20 protein-coding genes are annotated in these 17701 nt (G+C 44.6%); 17 read left to right on the forward strand and 3 right to left on the reverse strand.

Going from position 1 to position 17701, the window contains the following annotated elements; translation table 11 throughout:
• The first annotated feature begins 279 nt into the window (after positions 1-279).
• The 6 genes from GC096_RS28250 to GC096_RS28275 all read left to right on the forward strand — a co-directional run bounded on the left by GC096_RS28250 (position 280) and on the right by GC096_RS28275 (position 4488).
• Positions 280-726, forward strand: coding sequence for a DUF1761 domain-containing protein (locus GC096_RS28250; RefSeq protein WP_171634934.1), 447 nt, complete (start codon positions 280-282; stop codon positions 724-726).
• 116 nt (positions 727-842) lie between these two features.
• Positions 843-1586 carry a phytanoyl-CoA dioxygenase family protein gene (locus tag GC096_RS28255; RefSeq protein ID WP_171634935.1) on the forward strand — a complete coding sequence of 248 codons (744 nt, stop codon included), beginning with the start codon at positions 843-845 and terminating at the stop codon, positions 1584-1586.
• A gap of 68 nt (positions 1587-1654) precedes the next feature.
• Complete coding sequence (locus tag GC096_RS28260) at positions 1655-2491, forward strand: AraC family transcriptional regulator (RefSeq protein WP_171634937.1); 837 nt, start codon at positions 1655-1657, stop codon at positions 2489-2491.
• Positions 2492-2558: 67 nt separating this feature from the next.
• A complete protein-coding gene (locus tag GC096_RS28265) occupies positions 2559-2729 on the forward strand; it encodes a hypothetical protein (protein ID WP_171634938.1) in 171 nt (56 codons plus the stop codon).
• Positions 2730-3271: 542 nt separating this feature from the next.
• Entirely contained in the window at positions 3272-3517 is a 246-nt protein-coding gene (locus GC096_RS28270) for a hypothetical protein (protein WP_171634940.1), read from the forward strand.
• Between the two features lie 62 nt (positions 3518-3579).
• Complete coding sequence (locus GC096_RS28275; RefSeq protein WP_171634942.1) at positions 3580-4488, forward strand: phytanoyl-CoA dioxygenase family protein; 909 nt, start codon at positions 3580-3582, stop codon at positions 4486-4488.
• A 343-nt stretch (positions 4489-4831) separates the two neighbouring features.
• Here GC096_RS28275 and GC096_RS28280 read toward each other — a convergent pair whose 3' ends face one another.
• Positions 4832-5686, reverse strand: a complete 855-nt coding sequence (locus GC096_RS28280) for a helix-turn-helix transcriptional regulator (RefSeq protein ID WP_246303032.1) — start codon at positions 5684-5686, stop codon at positions 4832-4834.
• A 211-nt stretch (positions 5687-5897) separates the two neighbouring features.
• Between GC096_RS28280 and GC096_RS28285 the strand changes: the two genes are divergently transcribed.
• The 7 genes from GC096_RS28285 to GC096_RS28315 are packed head-to-tail and all read left to right on the forward strand — an operon-like array spanning position 5898 to position 12796.
• Complete coding sequence (locus GC096_RS28285; protein WP_171634944.1) at positions 5898-6422, forward strand: FmdE family protein; 525 nt, start codon at positions 5898-5900, stop codon at positions 6420-6422.
• The gene (locus tag GC096_RS28290; protein WP_171634945.1) at positions 6419-7060 is read left to right on the forward strand and encodes a phosphate starvation-inducible protein PhoH; all 642 of its coding nucleotides are present in this window, start codon (positions 6419-6421) and stop codon (positions 7058-7060) included. Before GC096_RS28285 ends, GC096_RS28290 begins: the two co-directional genes overlap by 4 nt.
• A complete protein-coding gene (locus tag GC096_RS28295) occupies positions 7057-7662 on the forward strand; it encodes a hypothetical protein (protein WP_171634947.1) in 606 nt (201 codons plus the stop codon). Before GC096_RS28290 ends, GC096_RS28295 begins: the two co-directional genes overlap by 4 nt.
• A 55-nt stretch (positions 7663-7717) precedes the next feature.
• Complete coding sequence (locus GC096_RS28300; RefSeq protein ID WP_171634949.1) at positions 7718-9367, forward strand: ABC transporter substrate-binding protein; 1650 nt, start codon at positions 7718-7720, stop codon at positions 9365-9367.
• The gene (locus tag GC096_RS28305; RefSeq protein WP_171634951.1) at positions 9354-10352 is read left to right on the forward strand and encodes an ABC transporter permease; all 999 of its coding nucleotides are present in this window, start codon (positions 9354-9356) and stop codon (positions 10350-10352) included. The genes GC096_RS28300 and GC096_RS28305 overlap by 14 nt, the downstream gene beginning before the upstream one ends.
• Positions 10349-11959 carry an ATP-binding cassette domain-containing protein gene (locus GC096_RS28310; protein ID WP_171634957.1) on the forward strand — a complete coding sequence of 537 codons (1611 nt, stop codon included), beginning with the start codon at positions 10349-10351 and terminating at the stop codon, positions 11957-11959. The genes GC096_RS28305 and GC096_RS28310 overlap by 4 nt, the downstream gene beginning before the upstream one ends.
• Before the next feature lie 18 nt (positions 11960-11977).
• Positions 11978-12796: an ABC transporter ATP-binding protein gene (locus GC096_RS28315; protein WP_446686387.1), complete on the forward strand. Its 819-nt coding sequence runs from the start codon at positions 11978-11980 to the stop codon at positions 12794-12796.
• Positions 12797-13130: 334 nt separating this feature from the next.
• Here the strand turns inward: GC096_RS28315 and GC096_RS28320 are convergent, their stop codons facing one another.
• Positions 13131-13883, reverse strand: a complete 753-nt coding sequence (locus tag GC096_RS28320; protein WP_171634960.1) for a hypothetical protein — start codon at positions 13881-13883, stop codon at positions 13131-13133.
• Positions 13884-13920: 37 nt separating this feature from the next.
• Entirely contained in the window at positions 13921-14178 is a 258-nt protein-coding gene (locus GC096_RS28325) for a hypothetical protein (RefSeq protein WP_171634962.1), read from the reverse strand.
• 173 nt (positions 14179-14351) lie between these two features.
• Here GC096_RS28325 and GC096_RS28330 point away from each other — a divergent pair, with 173 nt between their 5' ends.
• The 4 genes from GC096_RS28330 (at position 14352) to trhA (ending at position 17678) form a co-directional block, all read left to right on the forward strand.
• Positions 14352-15446 carry a glycosyltransferase family 2 protein gene (locus tag GC096_RS28330; RefSeq protein WP_171634963.1) on the forward strand — a complete coding sequence of 365 codons (1095 nt, stop codon included), beginning with the start codon at positions 14352-14354 and terminating at the stop codon, positions 15444-15446.
• The gene (locus GC096_RS28335; RefSeq protein ID WP_171634965.1) at positions 15443-16069 is read left to right on the forward strand and encodes a glycerol-3-phosphate acyltransferase; all 627 of its coding nucleotides are present in this window, start codon (positions 15443-15445) and stop codon (positions 16067-16069) included. The genes GC096_RS28330 and GC096_RS28335 overlap by 4 nt, the downstream gene beginning before the upstream one ends.
• Positions 16070-16239: 170 nt before the next feature.
• Positions 16240-16908, forward strand: coding sequence for a helix-turn-helix domain-containing protein (locus GC096_RS28340; protein ID WP_171634967.1), 669 nt, complete (start codon positions 16240-16242; stop codon positions 16906-16908).
• 125 nt (positions 16909-17033) lie between these two features.
• The gene (gene trhA, locus GC096_RS28345; RefSeq protein WP_171634973.1) at positions 17034-17678 is read left to right on the forward strand and encodes a PAQR family membrane homeostasis protein TrhA; all 645 of its coding nucleotides are present in this window, start codon (positions 17034-17036) and stop codon (positions 17676-17678) included.
• Positions 17679-17701: the final 23 nt, after the last annotated feature.

The following is a 17701-nucleotide window of genomic DNA, read 5'->3' on the forward strand; positions in this document are numbered from 1 at the left end:
AGCGAAAATACGCTTGTGTCCACTACAGGTTTACCTTTTCATTGCTGTGAATACGAAAGTTCACCTCACATAAACCAGTTTAGGTTTATCTAATTCTATGCATATGTCATTAGGTGAATGGTTGATATGTACAAGAGTGGAACTTCATGAAAAAGGATTAGACTTCTGTATACTTTTTACAGAAATAAGGAATTGACATGAAACCAAATGGTTGTATATAATGAAAAACGAAACCAAATGGTTTCGCATAACGATATATGGGTGAAGAGGAGATTGGAAATGTTACTTCAAGAAATTAATTATTGGGCCGTATTCGTTACGGGGATTTTATCGTTAGTGTTAGGTTTTCTTTGGATGGCTGTTATATGGGCCAAACCTTATCAGAGGGACATGTACGGCAAGGGAGAGCAAACCAATCTTAATGTGAGTAAAGCGGATAAAATCCAGTCTTTTGTGATTTATATTTTTGTATCTATCATAACATCCATTGCATTCGCAGTTTGTTTAGAGCTTTGGAAATCAGGTGGACAAGCATTTGGTTATGATGGCGATAGTCTGATGAATGCTTTTTGGTTCACTATGTTATTAGCAGCAGGTTACACGCTTCCGTTTACAGTGGGTAAAAAGGTGTGGCAGTTCAAAAGTTGGCTAGTCGTGGCTGTAGACACTTCTTATGAGATCGTTCGCTTTACGATGCTGTTGCTTGTATTCTGGTTCTGGGTGTAAAAAAGTTAAGAACCTGAAGATACGCTAACTTCTTCTAAGCTTACGATAAGCCTCCGGATCCTATTTCAGGATATAGTTAGTGTGTAGATAAAATCACACTTTCAGGAGGGGCTAGGATGAGTAAATTAACAAGTAAATTAACACAAGAAGAAGTCGCATTTTATAAAAAGAATGGGTATTTTCTTTATGAGAAGCAAGTATTCTCCCCAGAGAAATTAGCCGAATTAACGGAGCTGTTTGAAGATCAACTGAAGCAAAAAGGCAGCAAGCTCTCAGACGAGTTAGACACCCCGCATTTCCGTGAAGAGCGTCTATTACAGTTTCTTTTAGCTGATGAAGTATTGGATCTCGTTGAGCCTATTATCGGACCTAACATTGGTTTGTGGTCTTCTCATTTTATATGTAAGGATCCATTCATTGGACGAGCGACGCCATGGCATGAGGATTCTGCTTATTGGAAGGGCCGCGTTAGTAACTTCGATAATATCATTACAATTTGGTTAGCCATCGATAATAGCACGAAGGAAAATGGCTGCATGCAAGTTATTCCAGGTACACACAGCAATGGGTTCTCTGAGTATGAAAAAGTAGATGGTGCCAAAAATCTCTTCGCTACGCAAATCAAAAATATGGACACATCGACTGCCGTTCATTTTGAACTGCAAAGAGGTCAATGTTCCTTGCATGATTCACGAATTATTCATGGTGCGGATCCGAACAAGAGTGAATTCCGTCGCTGCGGATATACGATGCGCTATTTCTCTACGGATACGAAGGTCTACGCGGACAAAAATCCAAACTTCAAAGTATGGCTCGCTCGAGGTAAAGACTTAGCCGGAAATAGTTACGCGAATGTATAATAGAAGGGATTAAGTATTCATTCATGGAAATCTTATGATAAACGAAATGCGGGATGAGGAGGACTTGGATGAAAAAACAACCGGTAAGACTAACGAATGAACAATTTATTCATCCTGCTTCCTCCTTTCAAATTTACTTCCAGTATATCAATAAGCACCATGAATTACATTGGCACGAATTCTATGAGCTTTGCTTTGTGGTTCGAGGTAGAGGGAAGAATATTGTGAATGGAACCGAGCATGAGCTGCGGAAAGGAAGCTTGTTCTTACTAACTCCTGCTGATTTCCACGAAATCTATTCGTATCCGAATGAGCCGATGGAACTTTATAATCTAGTGTTTGATGAAGAGTTGCTCGATCAAGAACTGCGAGAATTCATGTTTGGGCAAGTTGCGGCATATATGGTAGATCTGAACGAGACGCATCATGAGATTATAGAGTCCGAGTTTCAACTGATACGTGATGAGGTTCAATTAAAGAAGCCAGGACATGCTATTCTGATCAAAGGGGCTTTCGAGCGGATCCTTTTGAACTTATTTCGAACTTATCACGAACGTAAAGATCAGCCAGAGTTGCAGGTCACACAGTCTCAGTCTTCAACGCTTCAGCGGGCGCTTGTTTATATGCATCATCATTTTCGGGAAGAACTCCGTTTGGAAGATGCTGCTAAGCAAGCTGGATTGGCGCCGAATTATTTTAGTCTCGTTTTTCATAAAATGACAGGTATTTCGTTCCAAAACTACTTGCAAGGGCTACGGTTGCAATTTGCCAAATCACTTCTGCAAGCTTCGGACATTCCGATTACTGAAATCTGCTTCGCCTCAGGCTTCAACACATTAACGCATTTCGAAAGAGCATTCAAGCAGAAATACGGAAGCTCTCCACGAACGTTCCGCACGAACTAAAGGTGTGGGATACGTGCCAGAAGTGTATAATGGATATATCTTATTTACACAAAGGGGACAACATCTCATGATTACTTGCAAATCGTGCTCCAAACCAACAGAACTCCATATGCAGCGTTGTTCGCACTGTGGGGCTTTGTCTCCCTACACGGTTGCTGAGAAATTCGATATGATGGCCGAGCTGGTGGAACAAGCATTGAAGCAGGAACTCGAAGCGAGAAGAAGATTGAAGCATTAGGCGAGTAAGTTAGCATAGAAGAGGCTGGGTCTACCCAGTGTGAGGCACCCGACATGGTCTGGTGTTTTTTTAGTTTTTGAGGAGCACGTGTCCGCGACGGATAGATGGAGTTGTTTCAGTTGGTTTTGAGCGTAGATCAGGTTTGGAGATGGATAGTGTGATGGTGAGTGGGCAGGGAGTGACGAGTAAAGATTAGCTAGTATGGGGGTGAGAGTAGAGTAGAGTAGAGTAGAGTTGGCACTTTGCGACACGACACTTTTCATACTCGTCGCGAATAGATGTATTTCCTCCAGTTAATTTCCATGAAATTCCGTCTAATCAGACATTAGATGGATTTCATACAGTTAAATTCAGTCTTTTCAGTCGAAATGGTCAAATTTGAGTAAATTAACTACATAATTTCCATCTAAAACAAATTATCGCGTTAATTCCTCCAGATTAGCTGTAGATTTTCCAGTTATTTGGCTTGAACATCCCCAACCCAACCCAACCCAACCCAACCCAACCCAACCCAACCCCCCGTTCGGGATAATGGGTGCGGCATGGAAGATGCACGGCTGAAAGTTATTCAAAATGCGATGCTAGGCTTGTGGCAAGAAAATCGGAATAATAGCGGGATTGCCAATGTGAATGAGCGAATTATCTTGCAATATCGTACTACATATGGTCTGGAAGAGAGCAGTGAAATCGAGATCGGCATCATCGTAAGGATTGTCCACCCGATCTGGAAGCATGAATATTTAAATGGACAGTGTGCTTTTGGCAACCATTATGCCTGTTTAGACTAAAGATTTTCGCTAACTGTTGCAGTAAAGTAAAGGTAAGAAAGATATCCGAGGAGGTTGTTCGCATGAGCCAACAAAAGATTCATATTCCTGAAGCTGATGCTTTACTGCAAGATGAAATTACAAGCGAGCAAGCACAATTTTTCTTAGAAAGTGGTTTCCTTGTTATTCGGAATGTGGTTGTGGGAGAGGAGCTTCGACTCTTGCAGGAGCAAACGATGAAGGCTGTTGACATTGGAATGGCTGGTCGTGGTGACGAGGATTATCTGTACCGTGTGAGGAAAAATGGCGAACGCAAATACTGGCGGACAGAGTATATTATCGATAAGCAAGAGGCGAATAAAGCGTTGCTCGCGCATCCGTTTATTTTGCGATCAGTTGCGAAGATTCAAGGGATTAACTTCATTCCTACATGGGATTCCCTCGTTGTGAAAATCCCGAATCAGGCGGCCAGCGTGCCTTGGCATCGCGATGCGTTAGTGCCTGTGGGCTGTACAGATCCACGGCCGATCTTCAATGTTGATTTTTATTTGGATGAGGCAGATCTGAAGTCATGCTTGTGGGTTATTCCTGGTTCAAACAACTGGGCAGCTGAGGTTGCCGAGGAACGCTGCGCGCTGCCAGGCTTCGATGTCAGCGATGCTGTTCCCGTGCCAATGAATCCTGGGGATGTCATTTTCCACAATATTCAGCTGCTGCATGGCTCACCTGAGGGGGATGGCAATGCGCTTCGCCGTACCGTGTACTACGAGTTCCGCCCAGGTGAAATCGAAGCGGAATATGGTCCGCATACGCTAGAGTATCTATCGTTGAAGCAGCATATGCTCGTCGATTGTATCGAAAAGCGCAAAGAAGCAGTCTATACGTCAGGTGAAAAACCATACGACTATCAGCCGAAGGGTGCATTCGCGATAGGTACGAAGCAGGTACCGAAGACGTACCGGTATACGCATGCGGAATATTGGCGTGCTTAAGTGAAGATGAGGCTGTTCCTCCAAGTAGATGGATGGGGGATGGCCTTTTTTGTTATGTGGGCAATGAGGCGCCAACCAGCTGTTTGTGGAAATAACTGGATTTTATCCAGTTAAATCTTTGGATAATCGTTACATTAGGAGATTAGATGGAAAATCTACAGGTAATTAGTGGCGTTTTAGCCGAAATGGGTAGAAGGGGCAGTTTTAGCTACATAAAATCCAGTTAATTCTAAAATGGGAGTGGATTTCGTCAGATTAGCTGTAGATTTTCCAGTTAATTTGCGTCGGAGAGGAGGGGGAGCAGCAATCCAAAGCCGGGCCCAAACAGCCGCGCCTCAACGAGCTAAGAATAAATCAAATTCGAACAAAACTGGGTTAAACTTTGCCCCGTTTTTTTCTTGAACATGCGCCCGAATGTGTGGACATCCGAATAGCCGACACGATCCGCGATTTCACTGAAGGAAAGGCTGCTGTGTATGGCCAACTCTTTCGCCTTGTTGATGCGAATCCACGTCAAGTACTGCATAGGAGACATGCCGACATGTTGGCGGAATAAGGTTAAAATATAATTTTTGCTCAGGCCCGAAACGTCTTCCAGTTCTTTAATTTGAATTTCACGGTTGTAGTGCTCGGTGAGATAGTTTTTGATTAAGACGAGTTTGGGCATCGTGATTGCGTCAGTTTTGGCGCGGGTTGTCCCCGTTTCGAAAGCTTGTGCGGCTTCAGCAAGAATGCGCATGAGTAAGCTTTGACAGTGCATTTGATGCACAAGTCCTGGTTGACGATAATGCGAAACAAGCTGGGATAGCATCGTTTCTACCGGATGATCCGCGAAATTACCGAGCAGATGCTTATGTTTAAAGAGTTCCTCGTAAGGGAACGCAGACGTACCAAAATGGAAGACAAGTGAAATACATACATAAGGACTGTGGTCCTCTTTGATAATCGAGTGACGTTCATTCGGACGATGAAATAAGAGATCCCCGCGGCGCGTTTCATAGGGAATGTCGCCAACGGGATAGTGAGCAAAACCATCGACGACATATTGTAGGATGAACTGCGTCATCTCTCGATTGCGTATCGACCATCCCTGTGGGGCATGGAACATATGAGCTAGCGTAATATACGGCGGGAAATGATAATCTGCAAGCATGCCGATCGTTTCTGCCGGCTGCATGGTTGTCAGGTTGGGAGCCATCTGATCAGCACCTTTCTTAGTGCTAATTATAGCATGTAGGGGTGAGCTTGCAGAGTGCCTTTGGCAACAGGAAATGATAGCTTTTCAGAAGTAACCTAAATTTTACCTTCACAGATCGGACACAGAGGAAGTGAAATTTACGCCATTATCATTGATAATCATTATCACTATATGTATGATAATCATTATCAATCACAAAGAGGTGTTCATCATGTCATTCATCCAAGTCAAAGATCGTGGAGAAGTGTTAACGTTACAGTTCTCTGAGCTTCGTAATTATCATGGGAGATTAGCTTTAATGGCGATAGGGGTAGGTTTTCGCGTTGTGCAAGCGGCATTAAAAGAACTATACGGAGAAGAAGCTCCTGAGAGAAGTAGTTTGACTGTACGTTCAGGTCATGCAGGACCTGGCTTCCGTGATGCATTTGAATATACGACAAGAGCTGTGACGCGTGGAGCTTACATCATAGATGTGGAGTATCCTGTGGCTCAATATGATCCACACCGTGCTCAGTCCTATGCTTATGTGATTTCAGATTCACAAGGTGCATCTGTGGAAGTTGCTTTGAAGGCTGACTTTTTGCCTGCAGTATTTTATGAGTATTTGAAAAAGGGCAGAGAAGGAACTATGACGGAAGAAGATACACAAGCGAATGAACAACTGAAAGCTTCTTTATGTGAAAAAGCGCTATCGCTTCCCCAATCCGAACTATTGGAAGTTAAGAGGCTTTCATGAGTAATCCATCTGATTTCCTCTTGTTGGATTCAGGTGCCAACTTTAGTGAGCAAACTGTTCGTGACGGGCATAATGATCCGAATATGAAAGTGCTCGATCAGTATGATTTCGATGCTTATGATTTGCTTAATGCGGGTCATAAATTTCTAATCTTGGATGAGTTTATTGATCAAGAATTAATGCTCGAGCATAAAGATCGGATCAAGGCATTCTTGGATCAAGGGAATATCTTGTTTTTCGGTGGACAACTGTTTCGATATTGGATTCCGGGAGCTTCGTTATTTGTGCCAAAAACGATTCATTCTTATCTTGATTATCAAGTTACTGTCCTTGATCATCCGATATTTAAAGGCGTGGTGTCTGATGATGTCACTTACAATAAAGGGGTTGCTGGATTTTTCAGCCGTGGACATCACCCGGTTCCAGAAGGGGCAGAAGTGTTATTGAGGCTGGCAGGTGAAGAGCCTACTACGTATATCGATCGTCACAGCAGCCAAGGCACGATTATTGTGCATGCAGGACGGAATCTGCTCAAATATCGGCATGTAGTTAGTAGTGCAGGGCGGATTGGTGAGCAATTTTATAGATTCCTTTATGAAGAACATCAATCGCTGCAGCTTAGGAGGGTGCAAGTATGAGAAAGATAGCGGTTCTCTACTCAGGCAGCTCGCATCAGCACCGTTCTTTTACAGAACCGAAATACAAAGCGTATATTGCTGAGTTGTTGTATTTGCCAAAACTTGCAGAAATAGATCTTCATCAGTTTGATGTGCTCATTGTTTCTTCGCAGCTTCATCAAAAACTGGTTACACAACACATGGCGCAAATTCATGAATTTCTGAATAGTGGAAAAACGGTAGTTGCCTTAGGTGCGCAGCATCTGGATTGGTTTCCAGGTCATCGTTGGGAGTTCCGCCCTACGAATTTCTGGTGGTGGCTAGAGCCTAACGCCTCAAGCGGTTTGAAACTAACCATGCCTGAACATGATTTATTTCAATATATTAAGCTTGAAGATGCAACCTGGCATTATCATGGTGTATTTTTCCCGGAAAATGAAGTGGAGTCCTTGATCGAGATTGAGAATGACGGTTCGATTTTCTATGTAGACAAGAAAACGACGCAGGGGACTTTAATATTAACGACACTCGATCCAGAGTATCATTATGGTTCGTATTTTATGCCTGCGACAGAACGGTTCTTAGATGGATTCCTGCCATGGTTGGCAAATGGGCGCATATAGTTGTCAAAATTTAATTGATAATGATAATCATAATCATAAAAGAGGGTAAAAAGAAATGCGAATAAAAATGATGAAACCCATTGTTTTGATGATGTTAGGTCTTACTTTAATCGTAACAGGGTGTAGTGTAGGGGATAAGACAAGCAGCACTAAATCAACGGATTCCCAGGCCAAAACAGCAGAAGTTACGGCATCAGCTGCGCCAGCAACAACGGTTCCAACGCTAGATATGTTGAAAATTTCCGGTGGCAATAGCGGCTATCCGTCTCCATTTGCTTTTAGCTCATCAGGCCCATTTGGTTATCTGAGAAATTCGTTTATTTTTGACACGTTGACTTGGAAAGATGATAAAGGTGTTATTCCGTGGCTTGCTAAATCATGGGACGTTTCCAATAACGGTCTTACATACACGTTCAAGCTGGAAGAGAATGTAAAGTGGCATGATGGCAAACCTTTTACAGCAGACGATGTCGTATTCAGCTTCAATTATTACAAAACGTATCCGTATAATTGGAACGGAGATATCAGTCAAATTAAAAGCGTTGAGAAAGTGAACGATCTAACAGTAGCTTTTCAACTGAATAATGTGTATGCCCCATTCCTAAGTGACTTAGTTGGCATTGTACCGATTATTCCAAAGCATGTATGGGAAAATGTAACGAAACCAGTCGAGTTCCGTGATAGTGCCGCTTTGGTTGGAACGGGACCTTATAAATTGAAGAAATATGATTCCGCAACAGGACAATATTTGTATGAAGCGAACGAGAACTTTTTTAAAGGCCAAGTACTGGCAAAAGAAATTGCCTATATTACAGCAGCCAATAAATTGCTTGCATTGCAAAATGGTGAAATCGATCAAGCGTATACAACAAGCTATGCAGATGTACAGTCGGCTGAAAAAGCAGGCTTCAAAACCATTAAAAGCGAACCGACGGGCAGCGTAGTGCGCATTTCATTCAATATGGATCATCCGAAGTTAGGGGACAAAAGATTGCGTCAAGCCATTGCTTACGCTCTAAATCGTGAAGAGATTTCAGCTAAAGTAACAGGTGGCACACCGATGGTAGGTAACGCTGGTGTCGTGCCGACCGATTCGCCTTGGTATAACAAAAATGTGAAACAATACGGTTATGATACCGCGCAAGCTGAAAAAATACTAGATGAACTAGGCTATAAGAAAAATGCGAGCGGTGTTCGTGAGGATTTGAAATTAAACTTGATGACATCTTCTGCGATGCCAGATGCAACGATGATGAAAGAAATGCTGAAGAAGGTGGGCATTGAGCTCAATTTAGTACAGTTGGATTCCGCAGCTTTTGCTGTTGCACTCGGTGAAAATAAGTACGATATTGCCTTGACTGGCCATATTGGGGCGAGTGGCGATCCGGATTATTTACGTTTGTGGTTTTCAGGGAAAGCAGCAAATACGTACTCTTCACGGGGCAAAAGCTTGAAATTGGATGAGTTCCATAAGCTTGCTGACCAACAAATGAAAGAAGTAAATGATGCGAAGCGTCACGAAATCGTCAATCAAATGCAAGATATTCTAGCTGAAGAGCTGCCTACGCTAGTCCTATATCACCGTCCTTTTTATGAAATTCATAAAGCGGCTACTTTCGACCGTTGGAAGAATACGTACGGTGGCATCGCGGATGGTATGCCGTTATGGGAAAACAAGGTGTTCTTAGTCAATGTTAAAAAATAATAAATACGTATCTTACCTACTTGTGTTGGTATTCGTATTAATGCTCAATTTCTGGCTTCCTCGGCTTTTGCCGGGGGGGCCCGTTGAGTATATTACAGGCGGCGGCGAAGAGGGCGTTGTATTTCTGACTGAAGCACAGAAGGCGGCCATGCTGGAGTATTACCATTTGAATGACTCGGTAGGCGTACAGTTTATCAAATATGTACAAGGAATTTTTACATTTGATTTCGGCTTATCGATCAATTATAAAGCGCCTGTGTATACGATCATTTTGGAGCGCTTGCCTTGGACGATCGGAATTGTGGGGATTTCCAGCCTTTTTTCCATTATCATCGGTTTACTAGCTGGACTATTCTCAGCCTGGCGTTATCCAGGTAAATCAGACCGCGGTATGTTCTTATCCATGCTTAGCTTGAGTACGATCCCTGAGTTTGTCATTGGGATGGTCCTTCTCATCCTAATGGCGGTTAAGTTAAAATGGCTCCCACTGAGCGGTGCTCAAACGGCATTTTTACGCTCAGATTTGTGGATGGATCATGCTGTGGATATCGCTCGCCATGCGGTAATGCCTGCCCTAACCCTTACAATTGGAAGTATTGCAGGGATCTATTTACTTTTGCGAAATGAAGCTATCCGCGTTCGTAACGAACCGTATATAGAGTTTGCTTCGGCCAAAGGCATTGGCTCACGAGGAATCATTCTGCGTCATATTGCCCGTAATGCAGCACTACCGCTAGTAACGTTGATTATTATTCGTATAGGTGCGTTGTTGGCGGGTTCCATTCTTGTCGAGACCGTCTTTGCATACCCTGGTGTTGGGAAGTTACTCCAAGAGGCCATTCTAGGAAGAGATTATCCCTTATTGCACGGTCTATTTTTGATGATGACCCTTTTTGTGCTGTTGCTAAATTTTATCGCAGACTTCCTATATCCATTCTTGGATCCGCGGATTCGGAAAACAGTGAAAAGAGGTGAGCAAGCATGAAGCTAACTTGGTCTCAGCGAGTAGGTTTGCTGCTTTTCGGCATCTATGTGGTAGTGGCTTTATTCGGGCCAATGCTTACTAAGACCTCACCTTTTTCGATAGATGGCGAACGGTTATTACCTCCATCCGGGCAATATTGGTTAGGAACGAACACCATTGGTCAGGACATATATAGTCAGCTTGTGCATGGCGCTAGAACGAATCTCTCTATTGGGATGATGGTTGCAGTCATCAGTACACTGTTAAGCGCGAGCTTAGGGTTGCTTGCCGGCTATTCCAAAAGATTAGATCCACTGCTTAATGGATTGGCTAATATGATGCTAGTTCTACCATCGTTGCTGCTTATTCTGATCGTTGCTTCTTTTACGGGAGGTGGTACTTGGCAGCTCATTCTAACGTTGGGCTTCCTAACTTGGCCGGGTTATATGAAACTGATTCGTGCTTCCGTCCTATCTTTGAAAGAAAGAGAATTCGTCAGAGCTGCACAGCTGTATAAGGGGAAAACGGGATACATTTTGTTTCGACATCTTCTTCCTTTTATTTGGCCGCTTGTACGAACAAAGTTTATACTCACGTTTCGTTCTGCCATAGCGATGGAAGCCAGCTTGTCTTTTCTAGGCATAGGCAATCCTAGCACCGTATCATGGGGCAAAATGCTGCAGGATGCGTTTGGTCGAACACAAACGTTTATGACAGATGCTTGGCAATGGATGATCGTTCCGCCTTCAGTTGCAATCCTTTTCGTCACCATTGCTCTAGCACTTATTGGAGAGAGCAAGATTGTAGGAAATCAATTTGCGGCGAAGTTGAATCGAAGAGAGAGCCGTGTTACTGAAGTGGAAAGACAAGCGCAGTTACTTGAAGATGCAGATGACCACCTTGAAGCCATTGTCGTTCGGGATTTAACGGTTGTCTATGGAGATAAACCTATCATTCATCCTATTTCCTTCGTTGTGAAGCAGGGGAGTATAACCTCCTTAGTTGGTGAATCTGGATCAGGTAAAACAACGATGGCTCGTACCCTTTATGGGTTAGTGCCGCATGAAGCGGTAGAGGGAACCATTCAGATAGCCGGTCACTCCATATACAGAGATGGTGAGTCGGACGCGATGCAGAGATGGGTGGATGCGGCTTATATTTTCCAAGATCCTAGGAATAGCTTCAATCCCATTATGACAATTGGCAAGCAATTTTATGAAACGATGAAGCTCCAAACAAACCTGGAGCAGAAACATGAGGCTGCAATCGCCGCACTTGCAGAGGTGCAACTTGGTGCCGATGTCATGATCTTATACCCGCATCAATTAAGTGGAGGCATGCTAAGTAGAGCATTAATCGCGTTAGCGCTTGTGAACAAACCCAAAGTGCTGATTGCGGATGAACCTACGGGGGCTTTGGATCCGATCGTCAAAAGAGAAGTATTCGACCTCCTTGTCAAGAAAGTGAAGGAGTATCGGATGACACTTCTATTAATCACACATGATATGCCAGCTGCGCTGCATATTTCCGATGAGATCATCGTGCTTCAGGATGGCAAGCAGGTGGAAGGTGAGCAGAAGCAGCATTATTTAAGGAAAGGCAAGCAGCTATATCATCAATTCGTATAATGAGAAGCTGGGCTGGGAGTGAATACATTGTTACGTGTTGATCAAGTGTCCAAACATTTTACAAGTGGCAAAAAAGGGCAAATCACGAAAGCTGTTGATGAAATTTCTCTTACGTTACAGCCCAATGAAATATTTGCGTTGATTGGAGAGAGCGGTTCAGGCAAGTCAACACTTGCCGAGTTAATTGCAGGCTTACAGCAGCCAACAAGTGGGACCATTACGTGGACGGAAGAATGGCGAGAAAGCAAGAAGGATAAGAAGGATAATGAGGATAGCAAGGATAACAAGGATAACAAGGACGACAAGGACAAGAGAGATAAGCCGTCTTCACGCATTCAGCTTGTTTTTCAAAATCCTGACCGCTCCATGAATCCCTATTGGCGTGTGAAGGACATTATTGCCGAGCCGCTGCGCTTGAGTAAATATCCTAAGCAGAAAGCTTACAGCTTGGCGGAAGAACTGCTTGCAAAGGTGAAGCTGAACGCTGATTTTATGGATCGTTACCCATCGGAATGCTCGGGTGGCCAGAAGCAGAGGATTGCGATAGCAAGAGCATTGTCCATGTCTCCGACGTTGTTAGTTGCTGATGAAATCACCTCAGCGTTGGATCCGACCATTGAGGATGAGCTGCTGCAGCTCCTTTTATCCTTAAAGCAGTCTGAGGGAATGTCCATCCTATATATCACCCATCGATTAGACACCATTTCGGGATTCGCCGATCGTGTCGCTGTGATGAAAGATGGGGTTATTCAGGAGATGGGCGAGACCGAAACGATTCTTGCGGAGCCGAAATCGGAGTATACGAGAGCTTTGTTGAGGGCTGTTTGGTTTGGATAGGTGGGAGCGCTCGGAATGCGAGCGCGGTGAAGGCAATAGCGCCCTTTTGGGGCGCTATTGTGAGTTCGCCGGCCGGCGCGAGAAGAAATAAGGCCCTTTTGGGGCCTTATTTCGCCCGGAGCGTCCGGAATGCGAGCGCGGTGAAGACAATAGCGCCCTTTTGGGGCGCTATTGTGAGTTTGCCGGCCGGTGCGAGAAGAAATAAGGCCCATTTGGGGCCTTATTTCGCCTCAACCGCCCGAATCACCCACAGTGCCCGCTTGCTAGCCGCGCAATCCCCCCGCTAATCAAAAAACTCCAGCCCCCAAAAAGGGGCTGAAGCTCTACCATTTCCCTATTCCGTTACCTTCTGCATCTTCCCCGGATTGTTGATCTTATACGGCACCGGGTGCTTGCTCAACTTCTTCGCGACGATTTTACACTCGAAAGTGACGATGTCGCCGACGGCGAGCTCGAGCTTCTTGAGCGTTGCGCTGTGGCTCGACCACGCAGTACCGATGTCTAGGGCTGGATCCAGAATGGATACAGCTTCATAAATGATGACTTCATCATCGGTGTCTGAGAAGTTGTTCGGCACGGTTGTAAACTCCGTAACTGTTGCCTTCATTTTAACTTTTTCTTCAGGAAGTTCCAGTTTAGGGGCTTTCTCTTTTTTCGTTTTTTCCTTAGCAGGCGCTTTCTCAGCAGGAGCAGCTTGTCCATCTTCAGAAATAACTTCAGCTTTCGCCGTTTTTGCTGCTTTGGCTGGCTTTTCTTCCGGCTCAGCAGTCTCCAATTCATCCGCAACAGCGGCATCTTCAGCTAGAGCCGCACCACGCTGGCTATAATTCGCAGCTTGCATTTCCTTCAAATAGGAGGGATGAATGCAGTGCAGCTGCTTCGTATCCAATTCAATTACGGCTGTCATCGGATCTACAAGACCGACGATGTTACATGCCACATTAAGGCTATTCCCTTTATAGAAAAAGGCTTTTGCTTTTACCGCTTTTTCAGAAACTAAACCCCATTCTTTACATTGTTCGATCAGCTCGGACTCTTCATCAAAACGAGTAAACGCAGCTGGTTCAATAGCGAACGCATAATCCATATGTAATCGTCCTTTCTATACGATATAGAGGGAAAACTTATTTCACTTCTTCCTCATTGTCTTCTTCGTTAACCAGATCTACGTCCTCATATTGTACATCATCTTCTTCCAATTCTTCCCCTTCTTCTAATCGGAAATCATCGGTCTTTTCCCCGTCTTCCCAAATTTCCACAAAGAGTGCATCGCAATTTTCAAAATCAGCCGGTTTAAATGCAAACGCTTTTTCCTCGTCGGGACCGACATAAACATTCTCAAGTGTTTCCCCATCAAAAGAGAGGATGACATAAATTTTCATAAATAAGGATGCCTCCAATAAGGTGATAAGCAATATTATAACATACCGAGTGAATTGTTCGCATGAGAAGCGATTGAACTTTCATATACATCTATATAGCCTGTATTCCCGGATCGAAATAATGTCTCGCTCAGGATCCGTTAACAGTGAGATGTGAAGGAGGAGTTCCAAGGATGGCGTTACTAGTCATATGTGTCCTAGGGTGTCTGTCTGGTTTCTTGATCTTCAGAAGACAAGTGATACCGCACAGCACCGATCAAGCTCTGAATGAAGTTAAATTGTCTGTTATTATTCCGGCTAGGAATGAAGCGGACAATCTCCCTCACCTTCTTCATGCTTTGAAAATCCAAACTCTTGAACCCTATGAAGTCATCGTGGTGGATGATTTTTCGGAGGATCACACAAAGGAAATCGCTGAAGGTTACGGTGTTACCGTGATTTCCAATCCCAAGCTGCCTGACGGGTGGACGGGCAAAAACTGGGCAGTTTGGAACGGCTATTCCCACGCCACCGGTGATCTTATTGCATTCCTGGATGCCGATATTCGATTTGCACCTCGAGCATTAGAATGTTTGGTAAAAACACGGAATAAATTAGGTGGAGTCCTGTCGATTGTTCCCTACCATTACACAGAGAATCTAAGAGAGAGACTAGCGCTCATTTTCAATGTGCTCGGTGTATTTGCGTTTACGTCTCCTTTTGAGAAAAATAATAAACAGAAAGGCCTCTATGGGTCTTGTATTTTGACGACTAGGGAAGATTACGAATCGATCAAAGGCCACGAAGGCATCAAATCGGAAATGTTGGACGACCTGAATCTCGGCGCTACGTATGCAAAAGCAGGTATTCCGGTCAATAATTTTATCGGCTATGGACAGGTCTCTTTTCGAATGTATCCTCAGGGTCTAAAAAGCCAGATCCAAGGCTTCGGCAAAGGCGCTGTCCTAGGCACGTCTAAACTCAAAGCAGGTACCCTTACGCTAACTGCTATTTGGGTGATTGGGCTGGTTCTCTCAGCAGCATTCCCTTTTTTCCTAACGACATCATGGGGCGTTCCGCTATTCATCGGCTATCTCTTGTACATGGCGCAGCTCTTTTATTTTGTAAAATACGTTGGAATTTTCGGCATTGTTACGCCCGTGCTGCACATTGTGTCGACGTTATTTTTCATTATGGTCATGCTGTACTCGATGTATCAGGTCGTATTTCTAGGGCATGTAGCCTGGAAAGGGCGGCACGTCAAAGTAGGAAGCAGGCGAGAGCAATGATCATCGTTTGGACGATTTGTGCTTTTGTATCCGGTGCGCTCATGTATAGTTACTGGTTAGGTCGGTTAGCTCGCAAAAACCTAAAAACCGTCGGGGACGGCAACCCAGGGGCCCTTAATTTGTGGAAAGCGGCGGGATATCGGCTGGGCATTGCCGGGGTTTTGCTCGATTTTATTAAAGGGTATCTGATTATTCGATTGGCGGTGGAAGTTGGAGGGGTGTCAGGGTATGGATTGATCCCAATCGCGTTGGCACCGATATTTGGGCATGCATTTTCGCCATTTTTGCGTGGAAAAGGGGGCAAAGCCATCGCTGTCACCTTCGGCGTCTGGAGTGGATTGACACAGTTTGAAGTGTCACTTGCGTTGGCGGTTATTTTGGCTGTCATGCTTGGTGGCATGAAGGTGATTAACAAATGGAAGCCGATATCTTCGGAGGCAGATGGTCAACAGGTTGTGATCGGGATGCTTCTGTTAGGCGTTTATCTGTATGTGCGGGATGCGGCGGCGATGCTGCTGTGGATCTGGGTGGGAAATACGCTACTTATCATGTTCAAGCATCATAAAGAGTTGGCTGCCTTGCTGCTTAAAAAGAAGAAGGAACAAGAAGGTTCTCAACTTTGAAAAGTACGACATTTAGACGTGGTCCTTATGGAAGAGAATCAAGTTTGTTTTGCGAAGTGTCTTTAGAGTTTGGTATTGTGAAGAAGCAATCATATAAGCGTGAAGCACACGCCGCTAGCTCCTGTTTGTTGGAGTTGGCGGCGTTTTTATTTTTCTAGGAGGCGATTGAGTTGTTTGAGAAGAAGTATGAGATCTTTTGGAGTGAGCAAGTTCGAAATGCACAAGGTCAGAGACTGGAAATGCTGCGAAGGGATTTGACGGGAACGAAGAAGCTTTTGGAAGAGGTTGTGTTGCCAGTATTGGGGACGTTTGAGGGTTTGGAACTTGAATTTGAAATGATAAGTTTGTCAGGAGTGAAAATATATGGGGACGTGTGTCATCCCAAGCTGCGAATCGTGTTCGAAGAAGACAGTTTTGTCACACACGCTGAGAAAATTACAAGAGATCGCTTCTCATTCGAAAGGGCTCGTGCTCGAAGCGTTGCGATGCTCGGGTACACGTATTTCCCATATAGCCGAGATGAGCTCGAGAAAAAAGCGAGTTTCTGCCAAAGAAATCTGTACGAATGGATAGGCAGATTCGGCAATGTGAAGGCGGCTGGGTTGCTCGAGTTGCCGGTGTATGAGCGGGAGGCATTGAGGTTTGCTATGCTATGTAATAAACCTTTTCAAGTGACGGAAGTGAGCCAATGGTTGCAGCTTAAAAGAGAAGCATGTGGAAAAATTTTACGAAGGTTAGAAGGTAGAGGACTAGTTCAAACCGTTGGAGGCGGGTTAACCAGAAGCCATAAGTTCATGTTTACTGAAAAGGCGGTAGCCCTCTTGCATGGTAAAAACTGAGGCAAACGGTCGGTGAAACCGACTAACTCGGGAGAATCAGGCAGCGGCAACTGCCACATTCCATACATACGCGCCACCTCCATGGGAAAAACTAGGACAAACAAGCGAGAGGAGTGTCTTGGCCCATGGAGGAACAACTTGCACGCAAAGAAGAACGCTTAAACACGGTTAGCCATGGGATTGGCGTGTGTTTAAGTGTCTATGGGCTCATTCTGCTTTTGCAGCGGTCTGTGGTTTTTGAAGATTGGCTGTACACGGCGAGCAACGTGGTGTTCGGAGTTTCCTTTTGCCTACTCTATGTGTCTTCGACGCTCCTGCATGCTGTGCGTTCACCCAAGTGGGGGAAGCGCTTTGAGAAACTGGACCACGCAGCGATATTCATCGCCATGGCGGGTTCCTATACGCCTTTCCTGCTCATTACCTGGCATAGCCGCGTTGCTATTGAGCTGCTCGTTGTCATTTGGGCGCTAGCCTTCGGCGGCGTAAAGTATGTGCACTATATCATTCAACGTTTTATGCCCTGGGGGCTACTCATGTATCTAGGCATGGGAGCTTTCATGATGCTTTTCATTATCCCACTTTATGTGCGACTTCCACATATGGCATTTGCATGGCTGGGGCTCGGTTTGGCGAGCTATCTTGGGGGTGTTCCTTTTTTCCTCTGGCACAAATTACGCTATCATCACACGATCTGGCACCTGTTTGTGCTAGCGGGAAGTACCTGCCACTTTATTGCCGTTTATAGCTACGTTATGCCTGCTCTTCTATAAGCTTGGACCAATAAAATCATTGT

It is taken from the genome of Paenibacillus plantarum (assembly GCF_013141695.1).
Lineage (GTDB): Bacteria > Bacillota > Bacilli > Paenibacillales > NBRC-103111 > Paenibacillus_E > Paenibacillus_E plantarum.